13 protein-coding genes are annotated in these 15,993 nt (G+C 70.5%); 8 read left to right on the top strand and 5 right to left on the bottom strand.

Translation table 11 applies throughout. The annotated features are described in order from the left end of the window. Window positions 1–43: 43 nt before the first annotated feature. Together G7071_RS14960 and corA are read right to left on the bottom strand one after the other, a co-directional pair. Window positions 44–1,264, bottom strand: a complete 1,221-nt coding sequence (locus G7071_RS14960) for an MFS transporter (protein WP_246210050.1) — start codon at window positions 1,262–1,264, stop codon at window positions 44–46. Continuing rightward, window positions 1,261–2,238, bottom strand: a complete 978-nt coding sequence (gene corA / locus G7071_RS14955) for a magnesium/cobalt transporter CorA (RefSeq protein ID WP_166320045.1) — start codon at window positions 2,236–2,238, stop codon at window positions 1,261–1,263. The genes G7071_RS14960 and corA overlap by 4 nt, the downstream gene beginning before the upstream one ends. 32 nt (window positions 2,239–2,270) lie before the next feature. Between corA and G7071_RS14950 the strand changes: the two genes are divergently transcribed. From G7071_RS14950 to mshC, 4 genes are read left to right on the top strand one after another with little or no spacing between them, the layout of a single operon-like run. Continuing rightward, on the top strand, window positions 2,271–2,984 hold the full coding sequence (locus G7071_RS14950) for a histidine phosphatase family protein (RefSeq protein ID WP_166320043.1): 714 nt from the start codon (window positions 2,271–2,273) through the stop codon (window positions 2,982–2,984). A 10-nt stretch (window positions 2,985–2,994) separates the two neighbouring features. Next, window positions 2,995–3,573 (top strand): DUF3090 domain-containing protein, encoded by a 579-nt coding sequence (locus G7071_RS14945; protein ID WP_166320041.1) that lies wholly within the window; start codon window positions 2,995–2,997, stop codon window positions 3,571–3,573. A gap of 2 nt (window positions 3,574–3,575) precedes the next feature. Beyond that, window positions 3,576–4,334 carry an SCO1664 family protein gene (locus G7071_RS14940; protein WP_166320039.1) on the top strand — a complete coding sequence of 253 codons (759 nt, stop codon included), beginning with the start codon at window positions 3,576–3,578 and terminating at the stop codon, window positions 4,332–4,334. 19 nt (window positions 4,335–4,353) lie between these two features. After that, window positions 4,354–5,598, top strand: a complete 1,245-nt coding sequence (mshC, locus tag G7071_RS14935) for a cysteine--1-D-myo-inosityl 2-amino-2-deoxy-alpha-D-glucopyranoside ligase (protein ID WP_166320037.1) — start codon at window positions 4,354–4,356, stop codon at window positions 5,596–5,598. Window position 5,599: 1 nt separating this feature from the next. Here the strand turns inward: mshC and G7071_RS14930 are convergent, their stop codons facing one another. Then, window positions 5,600–6,445 carry a PAC2 family protein gene (locus G7071_RS14930; RefSeq protein WP_166320036.1) on the bottom strand — a complete coding sequence of 282 codons (846 nt, stop codon included), beginning with the start codon at window positions 6,443–6,445 and terminating at the stop codon, window positions 5,600–5,602. Window positions 6,446–6,702: 257 nt separating this feature from the next. Between G7071_RS14930 and metH the strand changes: the two genes are divergently transcribed. Next, window positions 6,703–10,371 carry a methionine synthase gene (gene metH, locus G7071_RS14925; protein WP_206063044.1) on the top strand — a complete coding sequence of 1,223 codons (3,669 nt, stop codon included), beginning with the start codon at window positions 6,703–6,705 and terminating at the stop codon, window positions 10,369–10,371. Here metH and G7071_RS19730 read toward each other — a convergent pair. After that, window positions 10,353–10,481: a hypothetical protein gene (locus G7071_RS19730; protein WP_281351684.1), complete on the bottom strand. Its 129-nt coding sequence runs from the start codon at window positions 10,479–10,481 to the stop codon at window positions 10,353–10,355. The two genes, metH and G7071_RS19730, sit on opposite strands and share 19 nt — an antisense overlap. Window positions 10,482–10,578: 97 nt before the next feature. Then, window positions 10,579–11,049, bottom strand: coding sequence for a histidine phosphatase family protein (locus G7071_RS14920; protein ID WP_206062821.1), 471 nt, complete (start codon window positions 11,047–11,049; stop codon window positions 10,579–10,581). Between the two features lie 160 nt (window positions 11,050–11,209). Here G7071_RS14920 and G7071_RS14915 point away from each other — a divergent pair, with 160 nt between their 5' ends. From G7071_RS14915 to G7071_RS14905, 3 genes are read left to right on the top strand one after another with little or no spacing between them, the layout of a single operon-like run. Next, window positions 11,210–13,087 carry a lysophospholipid acyltransferase gene (locus G7071_RS14915; protein WP_166320034.1) on the top strand — a complete coding sequence of 626 codons (1,878 nt, stop codon included), beginning with the start codon at window positions 11,210–11,212 and terminating at the stop codon, window positions 13,085–13,087. Then, the gene (locus G7071_RS14910; protein WP_166320033.1) at window positions 13,084–14,532 is read left to right on the top strand and encodes an HAD-IB family hydrolase; all 1,449 of its coding nucleotides are present in this window, start codon (window positions 13,084–13,086) and stop codon (window positions 14,530–14,532) included. Before G7071_RS14915 ends, G7071_RS14910 begins: the two co-directional genes overlap by 4 nt. Next, a complete protein-coding gene (locus G7071_RS14905) occupies window positions 14,529–15,959 on the top strand; it encodes a wax ester/triacylglycerol synthase domain-containing protein (protein ID WP_166320032.1) in 1,431 nt (476 codons plus the stop codon). The genes G7071_RS14910 and G7071_RS14905 overlap by 4 nt, the downstream gene beginning before the upstream one ends. Window positions 15,960–15,993: the final 34 nt, after the last annotated feature.

The raw sequence follows: 15,993 nt of genomic DNA, 5'->3' as shown, positions 1-15,993 counted from the left end.
GATTGACTGACGTCAGTCAGTTCCGCGCCGCGCCTGACTGACGTCAGTCAATCTGGCGAAGGGTGGTCAGCAGCAGGGCCAGGGCGAGCACCTGGGTGGCAACCACGGCGAGCACGAGCGCCGGCAGCGAACGGTCGTAGAGCCAGCCGGCTCCGGCGCCGCCGACGATCGCGAGGGCCCCCTGGATGCCTGCGAAGACGCCGTATGCCGTGGCGCGCCGCGGCGCCGGCACCAGGTCGGCGACGGCCGCCTTGATCGTGGAGTCCTGCACTCCGTGCGCAAACCCCCACACCGCCACCCCGAGCAGCACCAGCACCAGCGGGCCACCCAGGGCGAGAGCCGGCACCACAGCGACGAGCACCGGCACCACCAGCAGGACCTTCGACCCTGTGCGGTCGTACACCGATCCCACCGCGAGGGCTGCGACGGCTTCGACGGCCATCGCCCCGGCATAGACCAGCGGCACTGCGGCGAGCGGCACCAGGCCGTCCACAGTCAGGTGGTAGCCGATGATGCCGAACGTGACCAGGCCACCAGTGGTCAGGGAGCAGGCCATCGCGTAGCGGAAGAACACGGGTGGCAGTCCGACTCCCACGGCCTCGGCCAGCCATCCCCGACGTGGTGACGACGCCAGCTCGGGCGCGACCGAAGCGGGCGGAGTGTCATAGACGGACGGGTCCGGCACCCGCAGCGCGAGGACGACCAGCAGCGCCATGGCCACGGCGCCCGGGACGGCCAGCACGGCCATGCCCGCCCACACCGAGGCTCCTGCGACCACGGCGGCCACGACGAGGGGGCCGGCGAAGGCGCCGACCTGGTCGAGGGCCTTGTGGACACCGAAACCACGACCGCGGCCCACGGCACCGGCGGCATGCGCGAGCAGGGCGGACTTCGACGGCGAACGGATCGCCTTGCCGAGGCGCTCCAGCAGGATCAGCACGACCGCGAACGCCAGTCCCGCAGCGCCCAGCCGCGGCGCGAACCAGAGCAGCGGCACGCACAGGGCCGTCAGGCCGTAGCCGAGGATGGTGAGTGACCAGTAGCGCCCGGTGCGGTCTGCCACCGGCCCGAAGACGAGCCTCAGCACGAGGGCCATCGCCTCGCCGGCGCCGGTCACCAGACCGACAACGAGGCCCGAGGCACCCAGTGCGGCGAGCACGGGGCCATACATCGACCGGGCGCCCTCATAGACCATGTCGGCCGCCAGGCTGACCAGCCCGAACCACCACACCACCTGCCAGGCGGACGGGCGGGGGCCCCTCACAACCACTTGGCGCGCTTGAACAGCCAGAACAACACGCCGGACGTGAACACCATCAGGAGGACGGCCCAGGCATAGCCGTAGCGCCACCCGAGCTCGGGCATGTGCTCGAAGTTCATCCCGTAGACGCCGGCGATCAGGGTCGGGACGACCACGAGCGCCGCCCCGGCGGAGATCTTGCGCATGTCCTCGTTCTGCTGGACCTGGATCCGGGCGAGATAGGCGTCGAACGCGGTGGAGAGCAGCGAGTCGAGGGTGTCGATGACCTCCGCGACGCGCTGCAGGTGGTCGGCGACGTCGCGGAAGTAGGTTGCCGCCTGGGGGTCCATCCCAGGGTGGACCCCGCTCGCGAAGCGGCGCAACGGCTCCCTCAGCGGGACCACGGCGCGGCGCACCTCCGCCAGCTCGCGCTTGAGGGCATAGATGCGGACGCTGTCGTCCTTGGCCCCGGGGGAGAAGACGGACTCCTCGACCTCGTCCACGTCGACCTCGAGCTCGGATGCAACCTGCTGGTACTCGTCCACGACGTGGTCACACACCGCATAGAGGACCGCCGCCGGACCGTGGGCCAGGACCTGGGCCCGCTGCTCGAGGTCGCGACGGGACTCGCTCAGCTGCGACCCGTCGCCGTGTCGCACCGTGATGACGTAGTCGGTCCCGACGAAGACGTTGATCTCGCCCGTCTCGACGGCGTCGCGCTCGTCGACGTACCAGAGCGTCTTGAGGGTGAAGAAGAAGTGGTCCCCGTAGTCCTCCAGCTTGGGCCGCTGGTGCGATTCGCCGGCGTCCTCGACCGCCAGTGGGTGGAGGTCGAACTCCTGGGCCAGCTCCGCCAGCTCGTGGGGCTCGGGGTTGAACACCCCGATCCACTGGAAGTCGCCCGGCCGGCGCTCCAGGCGGCGCGGACCGATGTCCTTGATGTCCAGGTCGAGCTCGACCCGCTCACCGTCACGGTAGAGCGCGTTGTCGACGATCACGGGGTCAGGCTAGTCCCACTAGGGTCGCGGGCATGGCAACGGTGATCCTGGTCCGACACGGTCGCAGCACGGCCAACGCCACCGGTGTGCTGGCCGGACGGCTGCCCGGGATCAAGCTCGATGACGCCGGCGCCGAGCAGGCCGCCGCGACCGGCGCGCGGTTGGCGGGGGTGGCACTGGCCGCCGCGGTCTCGAGCCCCCTGGAGCGCTGCAAGCAGACCGCCAGGTCGGTCCTGGCCCAGCAGGCACAGCCGGTCAGGCTGTCGACCGACCGGCAGCTGAACGAGTGCGACTACGGCGACTGGCAGGGACGCAAGCTCGTCGAGCTCGCCAAGGAACCGCTGTGGAAGACCGTCCAGTCGCAGCCCTCGGCCGCCACCTTCCCCGGGGGCGAGGGCCTGCGCGCGATGCAGGATCGAAGCGTCGAGGCCATCCGTCGACACGATCGCCGGGTCGAGTCCGAGCACGGCAACGGCGCGATCTGGCTCGCCGTCAGCCACGGCGACGTCATCAAGTCGATCATCGCCGACGCCCTCGGGACGCACCTGGACCTCTTCCAGCGCATCCACGTCGACCCCGCCTCGATCTCGATCATCCGGTTCACCGAGTCGCGGCCCTACGTCCTCGGCGTCAACACCCACGCCGGCGACCTGGCCTGGCTCGCGCCGCCGCCCAAGAAGCGCTCGACCCGCAAGCGGTCCACCGATGCCCCGGTGGGCGGTGGCTCGGGACCGGGCTCCGCCTAGGGTGAGAGACATGCCCTTGGTTCACTCCTTCGACCCCCCCGAACGATTCGTGGTGGGCACCGTCGGTCCGCCCGGCAGCCGCACGTTCTTCCTGCAGGCCCGCGACGGGGTCCGGCTCACCAGCGTCGCCCTGGAGAAGCAGCAGGTCGAGGCGCTCGCCGAGCGTGTCGACGAGCTGCTCGACGAGGTGATGCGCGCCGAGGCCAACACCGCCCTCATCCCCGCAGTCACCCCGTTCGACCAGGTGGACACGGGGCCGCTGGAGCAACCGATCGAGGAGGAGTTCCGAGGCGGCACCATGACGCTGTCGTGGGACCCGGCGTCCGAGCGGATCGTGATCGAGGTCTATCCCTTCACCGAGGCCGCGGTGGTCTCCCCGGACCAGCTCGAGGAAGATCTCCAGGAGCCGGACCCGGACGAGATCTTCCTGGTCAAGCTCACGGCCGGCAGTGCTCGGGCCTTCGTCGACCGGGCCCGCAGCGTCATCGGTGCGGGTCGCCCTGACTGCCCGTTCTGCGGCAACCCGATCGATCCCGACGGACACCTGTGCGTGCGGGCCAACGGCTTCCGGCGCCGGGACCCGCACTGAGGATGCCCGACCACCTCGTCGGCGACCTGACGCTGCACGGCCGGGTCATGCCCGCCTCCAACGCCACCTTCGTCGGTGAGATCGACGGCTGTCGGGTGGTCTACAAGCCGGTCGCCGGGGAGCGCCCGCTGTGGGACTTCCCCGACGGGACCCTCGCCGGCCGCGAGCTGGCCGCCTACCTGGTCAGCGAAGCACTGGGCTGGGACGTCGTGCCGCGCACGATCCTGCGCGACGGTCCGCACGGGCCGGGGATGGTCCAGGTCTGGCAGGAACCCGAGCCGGACCAGGCGGCCGTGCGGATCGTGCCGGCGGATCGCCCGCCCGAGGGGTTCCTGCACGTCTTCGACGGCGTGGACGCCCACGACCGCGCGGTCTCGCTCGTCCACGAGGACACTGCCGCGCTGCGGCGCATGTGCGTGTTCGACGTGGTCGTCAACAACGCCGACCGCAAGGGCGGCCACGTGCTGGCCATGGCCGACGGGCACCGCTACGGCGTCGACCACGGAGTCAGCTTCCACGTCGAGCACAAGCTGCGCACGGTGCTCTGGGGCTGGATGGGGGACCCGCTGGCCCCGGAGGAGGCCGCCGCCGTACGGCGCGTGCTCGACCTGACCCTCGGCGAGCTCGGCGAGCGGCTGCGCGAGCACGTGAACCGGCGCGAGGTGGACGCCCTGGCCCGCCGCTGCGAGGGGCTGCTCGAGGCCGGTGTCCTCCCGGAGCCTCGCGACGAGTGGCCGGTCATCCCCTGGCCGCCGTTCTAGGGCGGATAGGCTGCCGGGCATGCGTGCCTGGTCATCTCCCGTCGTCCCCGAACTGACCAGCCCCGGTCCCGCTGTCCGCGTCTTCGACACGCCCACCGGCCGCCTGGTCGAGACGAGCCCCGAGGGTCCGGCGCGGCTCTACGTCTGCGGCATCACGCCCTACGACGCGACCCACATGGGGCACGCCGCGACCTACCTCGCCTTCGACCTCCTCAACCGAGCCTGGCGCAGCGCGGGGCACGCAGTCACCTACGTCCAGAACGTCACCGACGTCGACGACCCCCTGCTGGAGCGCGCCGACAAGGTCAAGGTCGACTGGGTCGAGCTGGCCGAGCGCGAGACCGAGCTGTTCCGGCAGGACATGACGGCGCTGAGGATCCTTCCTCCCGACCACTACATCGGTGCCGTCGAGTCGATCCCCTTGGCCATCGACCTGATCGTCCGGCTGCAGGACGCCGGCGCGATCTACCAGGTCGACACCGACCTCTACTTCTCCGTCACCGCCGACCCGGCGTTCGGCGAAGTCTCAGGCTGGTCGCGCGACGAGATGCTGCGTGTCTTCGGCGAACGCGGCGGCGATCCCGACCGCGCCGGCAAGCGGGACCCGCTCGACTGCGTCGTGTGGCGCGGCAAGCGCGAGGGGGAGCCCTCCTGGGACAGCCCCTTCGGGCCGGGACGCCCCGGATGGCACGTCGAGTGCGCCGCGATCGCGCTCGAGCACCTCGGCCACCGGTTCGACGTCCAGGGCGGCGGCAGCGACCTCGTCTTCCCGCACCACGAGATGTGCGCGGGCGAGTCCCAGGTCGCCTCTCCCGACCACAGGTTCGCCGCTGCCTACGCCCACGCCGGGATGGTCGCCTATGACGGGGAGAAGATGTCGAAGTCGAAGGGCAACCTCGTCTTCGTCTCGGCCCTGCGCAACAGCGACGTCGACCCGATGGCGATCAGGTTCGTCCTGCTGCGCCACCACTACCGCTCCGACTGGGAGTGGACCGACGACCAGCTGTGGGACGCGGTCGACGCGGTCGGACAGTGGCGCAAGGCACTGTCCCTGGGGGCAGGCGCGCCCGCGGCGCCCGTCATCGAGGCGGTGCTGGCCGCACTCGCCGCCGACCTCGACGCCCCGAGGGCGCTGGCTGCCGTGGACGAGTGGGTGGCAGCGACGCTCGGGGACACCGAGCACGGTCTGGCCGACACCAGCGACCCGGACGCTTCCGCGGCCCTGCTCCCCGTGCTGGACGCCGCCCTCGGGCTGGCGCTCTGAGTCAGTCCTCGGTGCGCCGCTTGAGGTAGCGCTCGAACTCCCGCGCGATCGCCTCGCCACTCGCCTCGGGGAGGTCGGCGGTGTCGCGCGACTCCTCGAGCGAACGGACGTAGTCCGCGATGTCCTCGTCCTCGTCCGCGAGCTCGTCGACACCGCGTTCCCACGCGCGGGCATCCTCGGGAAGGTCACCGAGCGGGATCGAGCAGTCGAGCAGGTCCTCCAGCTGGCCCACCAGCGCCAGGGTCGCCTTGGGGCACGGCGGCTGCGCGACGTAGTGGGGGACCGCGGCCCAGTAGGAGACGGCCGGGATGTCCAGCTGGGCGCACGCGTCCTGGAAGACCCCCACGATGCCCGTCGGACCTTCGTAGGTGGACTGCTCGAGCTTGAGCCGGTCGACGAGGTCCGGCTCGGTCGCGGTGCCGGTCACCGGGATCGGTCGGGTGTGGGGGGAGTCGGCGAGCAGGGCGCCCATGGTGATGACGAGCTCGCTGCCGAGCTCGTCGCAGGCGGCCAGCAGCTCGGCACAGAACTGGCGCCAGCGCATGTTGGGCTCGATGCCGCGGATCAGGATCACGTCCCGGTCGAGGTCGGGCGGCGACGCGATGGCGATGCGGGTGGTGGGCCAGGAGAGCCGGCGGTGCCCGTTGTCGTCGGTGCCCACGATCGGGCGGTTGACCTGGAAGTCATAGAACTCCTCCGGGTCGATGGCGCCGACGACCCGCGCTCGCCATACGTCCATCAGGTGGTCGACGACTCCCGAGGCCGCGTCGGCGGCGTCGTTCCAGCCCTCGAACGCGGCGATCACCACGGGGGAGACGAGGTCAGGCACGGCGTCGAAGTCGATCACCTCTCCAGCCTAGGACCCGCTCCCCGATCCGCGTCGATTTCGCGCCCACCCCGGCGCGGTGGAACCATCGGTGGCACCTGTCCAGCCCGTGGAAAGGGTGTCCAGCAGTTGGACGCCGGTTCCTAGGCTGACTGCACCGTCCCACGAGGAGCCCAGCCTTGCCTGCCACCCCCGAGACCACCGCGGACCGCCTCGGCGCACCGGACCACCGTCCGGACGCCACCGAGCTGCTCACCCGAGCGCTGGGCGAGCGGATCATGGTGCTCGACGGGGCCATGGGCACGGCCATCCAGCGCGACCGGCCCGACGAGGCCGGCTATCGGGGCGACCGGTTCGCCGACTGGCCCAGCGACGTGCAGGGCAACAACGACCTGCTGACCCTGACGCAGCCCGAGATCATCGCGGGGATCCACCGCGAATACCTCGAGGCCGGCGCGGACATCATCGAGACCAACACCTTCAACGCCAACGCGATCTCGCTCTCCGACTACGGCATGGAGGAGCTCGCCTACGAGCTCAACCTCGAGTCCGCCAGGCTCGCCCGACGCGAGTGCGACGCGGTCACCGCCCAGGACCCCGACCGGCCGCGGTTCGTCGCGGGAGCGCTCGGCCCCACGACCCGCACGGCGTCCATCTCGCCCGACGTCAACGACCCGGCAGCGCGCAACGTCTCCTACGACCAGCTCGTGGCGGCCTATCTCGAGGCCGCACGCGGTCTGGTGGACGGCGGCTCCGACCTGCTGATGATCGAGACGATCTTCGACACCCTCAACGCCAAGGCCGCGATCTTCGCCGTCGCGACGCTCTTCGAGGAGCAGGGCCGCCGCTGGCCGGTCATCATCTCGGGCACCATCACCGACGCCTCCGGGCGCACGCTCTCGGGCCAGGTGACCGAGGCGTTCTGGAACTCGGTGCGCCACGCCAGGCCGATCGCGGTCGGCCTCAACTGTGCGCTCGGTGCCAAGGAGATGAGGCCCTACATCGAGGAGATGAGCCGCATCGCGGACACGTACGTGTCCTGCTATCCCAACGCCGGGCTGCCCAACGCCTTCGGGGAGTACGACGAGGCGCCCACGGAGACCTCCGCCATCCTCGGCGAGTTCGCTGATGCGGGCTTCGTCAACCTGGTCGGCGGGTGCTGTGGCACCACACCCGCCCACATCGCCGAGATCGCCAAGGCCGTCGAGGGCAAGCCCGGACGTCCGGTCCCCGAGGTCCCGGTCGCTATGCGGCTGGCCGGTCTCGAGCCGTTCACCATCGACGACGACAGCCTGTTCGTCAACGTCGGCGAGCGCACCAACATCACGGGGTCGGCGAAGTTCCGCAACCTGATCAAGGCCGGTGACTACGACACCGCCCTCAGCGTCGCCCTGCAGCAGGTCGAGAACGGCGCGCAGGTCATCGACGTCAACATGGACGAGGGCATGATCGACGGGGTCGCGGCCATGGACCGCTTCCTCAAGCTGATCGCCAGCGAGCCCGACATCAGCCGCGTCCCGGTGATGGTCGACTCCTCGAAGTTCGAGATCATCGAGGCCGGGCTCAAGTGCGTCCAGGGCAAGCCGATCGTCAACTCGATCTCGATGAAGGAGGGCGAGGACACCTTCCGGCAGCACGCGCGCCTGTGCCGCAAGTACGGCGCCGCGGTGGTCGTGATGGCCTTCGACGAGGACGGCCAGGCTGCGGACCTCGAGAGCCGCAAGCGGATCTGTGAGCGCGCCTACAAGATCCTGGTCGACGAGGTCGGCTTCCCGGCCGAGGACATCATCTTCGACCCCAACGTGTTCGCCGTCGCGACGGGTATCGAGGAGCACGCCAACTACGGCCTCGACTTCATCGAGGCGACTCGATGGATCACCGAGAACCTCCCCGGGGCCCAGATCTCCGGTGGCATCTCCAACGTCTCCTTCTCCTTCCGCGGCAACAACGCAGTGCGCGAGGCGATCCACGCTGTCTTCCTCTACTACGGCATCCAGGCCGGGCTCTCGATGGGCATCGTCAACGCCGGTGCGCTCGTGACCTACGACAGCATCGACGCCGAGCTGCGCGAGGCGATCGAGGACGTCATCCTCAACCGCAGGGCCGACCCGATGGAGGCGACCGAGCGACTGCTCGAGATCGCCGAGAAGTATCGCCAGACCGACGCCGTCGAGGAGAAGGCCGCGGCGCAGTGGCGTTCGCTGCCGATCCGCGAGCGCATCACGCACGCCCTCGTGAAGGGCATCGACGCCCACGTCACCGAGGACACCGAGGAGCTGCGAGCAGAGATCTCGGCCGACGGAGGGCGTCCGATCGAGGTCATCGAGGGGCCGCTGATGGACGGCATGAACGTCGTCGGCGACCTCTTCGGTGCCGGCAAGATGTTCCTTCCCCAGGTGGTCAAGAGTGCCCGCGTGATGAAGAAGGCCGTGGCCTACCTGCTGCCCTTCATCGAGGCGGAGAAGCAGCCCGGGGACGTCGAGACCAAGAACGGCACGATCGTGATGGCGACCGTGAAGGGCGACGTCCACGACATCGGCAAGAACATCGTCGGGGTCGTGCTTCAGTGCAACAACTACGAGGTGATCGACCTCGGTGTGATGGTCCCTGCCCAGAAGATCCTTGACGCTGCGGCGGAGCACGACGCCGACATCATCGGTCTCTCCGGGCTGATCACCCCCTCGCTGGACGAGATGGTGCACTTCGCCGGCGAGATGCAGCGCACCGGCATGACGATCCCGCTGATGATCGGTGGCGCCACGACGTCCCGCGCCCACACGGCCGTCAAGGTCGACAAGAAGTACGACGGCCCGGTGATCTGGGTCAAGGACGCCTCGCGCTCCGTGCCGACCGCCGCGGCCCTGCTCAGCGACGAGCTGCGCCCGAAGCTGATGGCCGAGGTGAAGCTCGACTACGACTCGCTGCGCACCCGGCACGCCACCAAGCACGACCGTCCGATGCTGTCGCTGGAGGCGGCGCGCGCCAACCGCACGCCGATCGACTGGGACGGCTATGTCCCGCCCCGGCCGACGTCCCTCGGAGTGCGGACCTTCGAGGACTACGACCTCGCCGAGCTGCGCGACTACATCGACTGGCAGCCGTTCTTCAACGCCTGGGAGATGAAGGGCAAGTTCCCCGACATCCTCAACAGCCCGACGGCGGGCGAGACCGCGCGCAAGCTCTATGACGACGCGCAGACGATGCTCGACCAGGTCATCAAGGAGAAGTGGCTGACCGCCAACGGCGTGATCGGGTTCTTCCCGGCCGCGGGCGACGGCGACGGCGACGACACGCTCGTCTACACCGACGAGTCGCGCACCGAGGTGCTGACGACCCTGCACCACCTGCGCCAGCAGGGGGAGCACCGCGCCGGCATTCCCAACCGCTCCCTGGGTGACTTCGTCGCCCCCGCCGGGACCGGCCTGCAGGACTACGTCGGCGGCTTCGCCGTCACGGCGGGTCTGGGCAGCACCGAGAAGATCATGGAGTTCAAGAAGGAGCTCGACGACTACTCCGCCATCCTGCTGGAGTCGCTGGCCGATCGGCTGGCCGAGGCATTCGCCGAGCGGCTGCACGAACGGGTCCGCAAGGAGTTCTGGGGCCACGCGCGCGACGAGGAGCTGTCCAACGAGGACCTGATCGCAGAGAAGTACTCCGGGATCCGACCGGCTCCCGGCTATCCCGCGTGCCCCGAGCACACCGAGAAGCGGACCTTGTGGGAGCTGCTCGACGTCGACAAGATCGGCATCGAGCTCACCGAGTCGATGGCCATGTGGCCCGGCGCGGCAGTCTCCGGGTGGTACTTCTCGCACCCGCAGTCGCAGTACTTCGTCGTCGGCCGGCTCGGTCGCGACCAGGTCGCCGACTATGCCGAGCGCAAGGGCTGGACGTTGGCCGAGGCCGAGCGCTGGCTCTCGTCCAACCTGGGCTACGACCCCGAGGACTGATCAGTCTCCGGGTCGTCGGTCTCATCGGGGTCGAGGTCCTCACCGGTCGGGTCGGAGGCGGTGAGGTCGTCGAGCCAGGCGCCGCCGATCGGCTCGCGCTGCCAGTCCACGATGCGCCAACCCCCACCGGGTCGCCGTCGAGGGTGACGCAGCCGGTGTTGTGCAGCCCCTCGTGGGCGGGAGCGTGGTCGCCGGTGGCGCGATGGCTCACCCACGTCCGGATCGCGGCGCCGTGAGAGACGACCAGCGCGGCCTCGGGGAGGCGCTGCAGAGGCGGGCGATGGCATCGTCATACCGCGCCAAGAACTCCAGGCCGGTCTCGCCACCCGGCATCCGCCGCTCGAGGTCGTCCTCGAGCCAGGCGCCGATGGTCTCGAGGAACCCGTGGATGGCGTCGTGGTCGTTGCGCATCTCGAAGTCGCCGGCCGTGATCTCGCGAAGCCCGTCGTGGCGGCTCGGATCGAGGGCGAGTTGTTCCGCCAGCGGGCGGGCGGTCTGGTGTGTGCGCGTCAGGCTCGAGACGCCGATGGCGGTGATGCCGGCGTCGGTGAGGGCCCTGGCCGCGGCAGCCGCCTGCTGGTGGCCGAGATCGGTGAGCTCCAGCCCCGGGACGCCGGTGTCGAGCTCACCCGAGACGTTGGCGTGGGTCTGGCCGTGGCGGAGCAGGAACAAGCGCATGGTGCGAAGCCTAGGGTCAGCTCGGCCGAAGTCGAGAAGTTGAGGGTCGCCGCGCTTTCGGCCCTCCGCAACCGCGCACCTGCATGTATGTTCCCGTCATGACCCGGCACCGGCGGGTGTCGGTCGCCATCACGACGCAGAGAGAGACCCGGTGATCGCGATGCGTCGAACCCGCGACGTCGTGGCCAAGGCCGTGGAGCGCGTGCGGCCCGGCAACAGCCTGCCCCGCGAAGCCGTGGAGCTCCTCGACGACGCCGCCTTCGAGCGGGAGCTCGCGGAGGTGGCACGTGCGCAGGGGACCGACGCCGATTCAGCCCGGGCGGAGGCCAGGGCCTACCTCCACGAGATGGCCGCCCACCACGGGGACCGGATGACCGAGCAGTGGGCCAAGGTCGGCTCCTGGTTCATGCGCGCCTACGACATCGTGGTCGACGAGGAACAGATCCAGCGGCTCCGCAGGCTCGACAGCCAGCACAGCCTCGGCATCGCGTTCAGCCACCGGTCCTACCTCGACGGCATGGCGATCCCCAACGTCCTGGGAGCCCGCCGGTTCAGCCCCACCTTCACCTTCGGCGGCGCCAACCTCAACCTCCCGGTGCTGGGGGCCGTGGTCAGCAGGACGGGGATCATCTTCATCCGCCGGGCGACCACCGACCTCCCGGTCTACCGCCTCACCCTCCGCTGCTACATCCGGCAGCTCGTGAGGAACCGCCGCAACCTCGCCTGGTCGATCGAGGGTGGCCGCACCCGCACCGGGAAGCTCCGGCCACCGGTCCACGGCATCCTGAAGTACCTCGTCGACGCCGTGGAAGGGCCGGGCTCACCCGACACCCAGGTGGTGCCGATCTCGATCGTCTACGACCAGCTGCACGAGGTGTCAGGCATGACGGCCGAGGCGCGCGGAGCCCGGAAGCGACCGGAGGACCTCAGGTTCGTGGTGCGGTTCGCCCGTCTGCAGCGCACGCGGATGGGCCGCGCCTATCTCACCGTCGGCGAGCCCTTCTCGCTCCGCGAGCGCCTCGACGAGCTCCACGGTGACGGGCTGACGTCCCACCAAGCGATCGAGCGGATCGCGCTCGACATCTCCCACCGGCTCAACCGCGCGACCCCGGTCACCGTGACGGCGATCGTGTCCCTGGCGCTCCTCGGCGCGGACCGGGCGCTCACCCTCGACGAGGTCCTGGACACCGTGGAGCCTCTGGCTCGCTACATCGGTGAGCGGGAGTGGCCGGTGGCCGGTGGCGCCAACCTCCAGGACCGGGCCACCGTCCGGCGAGCGCTGCAGGAGCTCTCGAGCAGCGGGGTCCTCAGCCAGTACGAAGGGGGCACCGAACCGGTGTGGAGCATCCTGGAGGACCAGCACCTCGTGGCGGCGTTCTATCGCAACACAGTCATCCACATGCTCGTCGACCGGGCGATCGGCGAGCTCGCCCTGCTCACCATGGCGGAGCTCAGACCGGACGCCACGCTGCCGGCCGGCGGTGCTGCCGAGGTGGGCTGGGACGAGGCCAAGCGGATCCGCGACCTGCTCAAGTTCGAGTTCTTCTTCCCCGGCCGGGTGCGGTTCGAGGAGGACCTCCGCACCGAGCTTCGCATCCTGGCCGGTGAGGACCTGCTCGACCCCACGCCCGAGCAGGCCGGTGAGCTGCTGCGCCAGGCTCGACCGCACCTCGCGCACCTCGTGCTGCGCCCGTTCCTGGACGCCTACCTCGTCGTGGCTCACCGGCTCGCCGAGCAGGGAGACGCCGAGGTCGACGAGGAGGCGCTGCTCGCCGATGCCCTGGCAGTGGGCCGGCAGTGGCAGCTCCAGCACAAGGTCGCCTCCGCCGAGTCCGTCTCCCTCGAGCTCTTCCGCACTGCGCTGGCGCTGGCGCGGCACCGTGGTCTGCTCGAGGCAGGCCCCGAGCTGGCCACGCGCCGCGAGGCGTTCCTGGTCGAGATCCAGGACTCGCTGCGCCGGTTGGACGTGATCGCCTCGCTCGCGACGGGCACCCGCACCGACGTCCCTGTCACCGGCGTTCTCGGTGCCCTCAGGTGAGTGGACTCTCACCGGCTGTCCAGGCAGCCGTGGAGGCGATCGAGGCCGGTCCGAGCGGGCCGCAGGTCGGAGCGTTCTTCGATCTCGACGGCACCCTGGTCGCGGGCTACACCGCAGCGACCTTCTACGGCGACCGGCTGCGCAAGGGCGAGGTGTCGGCGGGTGAGTTCGTGCGGACCGTCATCACGGCGGTGGACGGCGAGGTGCTCGGCGGGGATCCCACCCGGGTCGCGGACGTGGCGTTCGCTGCCCTGCGCGGCGTCAGCGAGGAGACGTTCGCCGACCTCGGGGAACGCCTCTTCCTGCAGAAGATCGCCGGGACGATCCGCGCCGAGGCGCGCGCTCTCGTCCGGGCCCACCAACGCATGGGTCACACCGTGGCTGTGGCATCAGCAGCGACGAGCTACCAGATCGCGCCTGTCGCGCGCGACCTCGGCATCGAGCACCTCGTCTGCACCCGGCTCGAGGTCGAGGACGGGGTGCTCACCGGACGGCCGGTCGGTGCCATGCTGTGGGGTCGGCACAAGGCGTCCGGGACCCGTGCCTTCGCCAAGGAGCACGACGTTTCCCTGGAGGATTCGTACGCCTACGGCAACGGCTATGAGGACGTGGCGTTCCTCTCCAGCGTCGGGCACCCGGTCGCGCTCAACCCCCACCGTGGGCTCCGGGTGGCTGCCCAGCGACTGGGGTGGACGGTCCTGGACCTCCGCGACCCGCTCACGCCCTCGCTGGCTGCCCTCGGCCGGACGGTGGCGGCGCTCGGCGCGATGAACACCGGCGCCGGCGCCGGCCTCGCCGTCGGGTTGCTCACCCGCGACGGACGGCGCGGACGCAACACCGCGATCAGCCTGGGCAGCACGCTCGCGCTGACGCTCACCGGCGTCGAGCTCGCCGTCCTCAACGCTGACCACCTCTGGTCGCACCGGCCGGCGGTGTTCGTCGTCAACCACCAGAGCGCCCTCGACGTGCTGGTCATGGGCTCCCTCCTCAAGGAGGACTTCACGGTGGTCGCCAAGAAGGAGGCACGATTCGATCCTCGCGCGATGCTGGGGTCGGTGCTGATCGCCCCGGCCTTCGTCGACCGCTCCGACTCCGCCCAGGCGCGCGCAGCGCTCGACGCGCTGGTGGAACGGATCCGGGGAGGCACGTCGCTGCTGATCTTCCCCGAGGGGACCCGCTCCGTGACCCCGGTCCTCGGCCCGTTCCGCAAGGGTGCCTTCCACCTCGCCGTCCAGTGCGGGGTCCCGATCGTCCCGGTGGTGCTGCGCAACACCGGTGAGCTGATGTGGCGCCGTTCCAAGGTCGTCCACCCCGGCGTCGTCGACGTGTGCGTGCTGGAGCCCGAGACCGACTGGACCGCGGACAACATGAACGACAAGGTCGCGGCCCTGCATTCCCGCTTCGCCGAGACGCTGGCCAACTGGCCGGAGGAGGACGCCGGATGACGGACGACCAGCAGGCCACCGACCTCGAGCGCTGGACAGCTGCCGCCGCTTGGTCGCGTCGGCCGGCCCTCGACCCGCTGGAGACGATGACGTGGCGCTCCGAGCGCCACCCTTCCCGGTCCGGCACGTCGTGCACGGTGATCATGCTCGACCGCGAACCCGACTGGGAACGGTTCCGTGAGGCTCACGAGTGGGGGACGTCACTGGTCCGTCGCCTCCGACAGCGGGTCCTGGACCCGGCCGTCCCGACCACGTCGCCAGTGTGGGTGGACGACCACCACTTCGCCCTCGACTACCACCTCCGTCGTCGCCCGGTCGGGGGCAGCGGCTCGATGGACGACGTCCTCGAGGTCGCCCGACAGGTCGCCCTGCGCCCGTTCGACCGGTCGCGCCCGCTCTGGGAGGGGATGCTGCTCACCGGGCTCGACGGCGGGGGCGCGGCCTACGTCCTGAAGATCCACCACGCGCTCGCCGACAGCGCGGGCACGGTGCAGCTGCTCTCACTGCTCCAGTCCGCGACCCGGCGCCATACCCCCGACAAGCCTGTCCTTCCGGCGGACGAGGAGCAGCCGGCCACCGACACCGTCCAGCTCGCCCGTGACGGGCTGCGCGACAACCTCGTCGCGGCTCCCCGGCTCGCGGCGCAGGGCCTGCGCGCCGCTGCGTCTGCCTCGCTGCGTCCGCAGACGGTGCTGGCCGAGACGTTGAGGTATGCCGCCTCGGTCCGCCGTCTCGCCGCCTCACTCCCGGCCCCGCCCTCGCCGTTGCTGGCGGACCGCGACGGTCGGTCATGGCGGTTCCTCGCGCTTTCCTGCCCGCTGGCCGACCTGCAGGCAGCCGGGCGGATCGGCGGCGGCTCCCTCCACGACGCCTTCGTCGCCGCGTTCGCCGGGGGCCTCCAGCGCTACCACGCGGCCCACGGCGTCTCCCTCGAGGAGATCTCGATCCGGCTGCGCGTCTCCCTCGACCGCGCCGAGGACCCGATGAGCGGGGTGCGGTTCGCCGGGGCCATGATCGCCGCCCCGGCGGGCATCGAGGACCCCGCCGACCGGATCGCTGCGGTGCGGGGCGAGGTGCTGTCGCTGCACACCGAACGCGCGCTCGACGCGGTCAGAGCCGTCGCGCCCGGCATCGCGAGCCTGCCCTCCGGCGTCGGCGCAGCCGTGCTGGGAGTGGGTGTCGCGGCGGACGCGTCGGCGTCGACGGTGCAGGGCCCGCCCCGAGCCACCTACATGGCCGGGGCGAAGGTGCTCGGCATGTATCCCTTCGGGTCACTGCCGGGGGTGGCCATGGCCGCGACCCTCCTGGCGCACGCTGACCTGGCCTGCATCGGGGTCAACGTCGATGAGCTGGCCGTTCGGGATCCGGAGGTGCTGCGGACCTCCCTCCAGGACGGACTGGACGAGGTGGCGGCGCTCGGTCGGTGAGCACGAGGCCTTTGGCGTTGTCGCGGACCAGGCC

The organism is Nocardioides piscis (assembly GCF_011300215.1).
GTDB lineage: Bacteria > Actinomycetota > Actinomycetes > Propionibacteriales > Nocardioidaceae > Nocardioides > Nocardioides piscis.
Note: the sequence above shows the minus strand (reverse complement) of the source record. Positions and strands in the feature narration are given on the sequence as shown.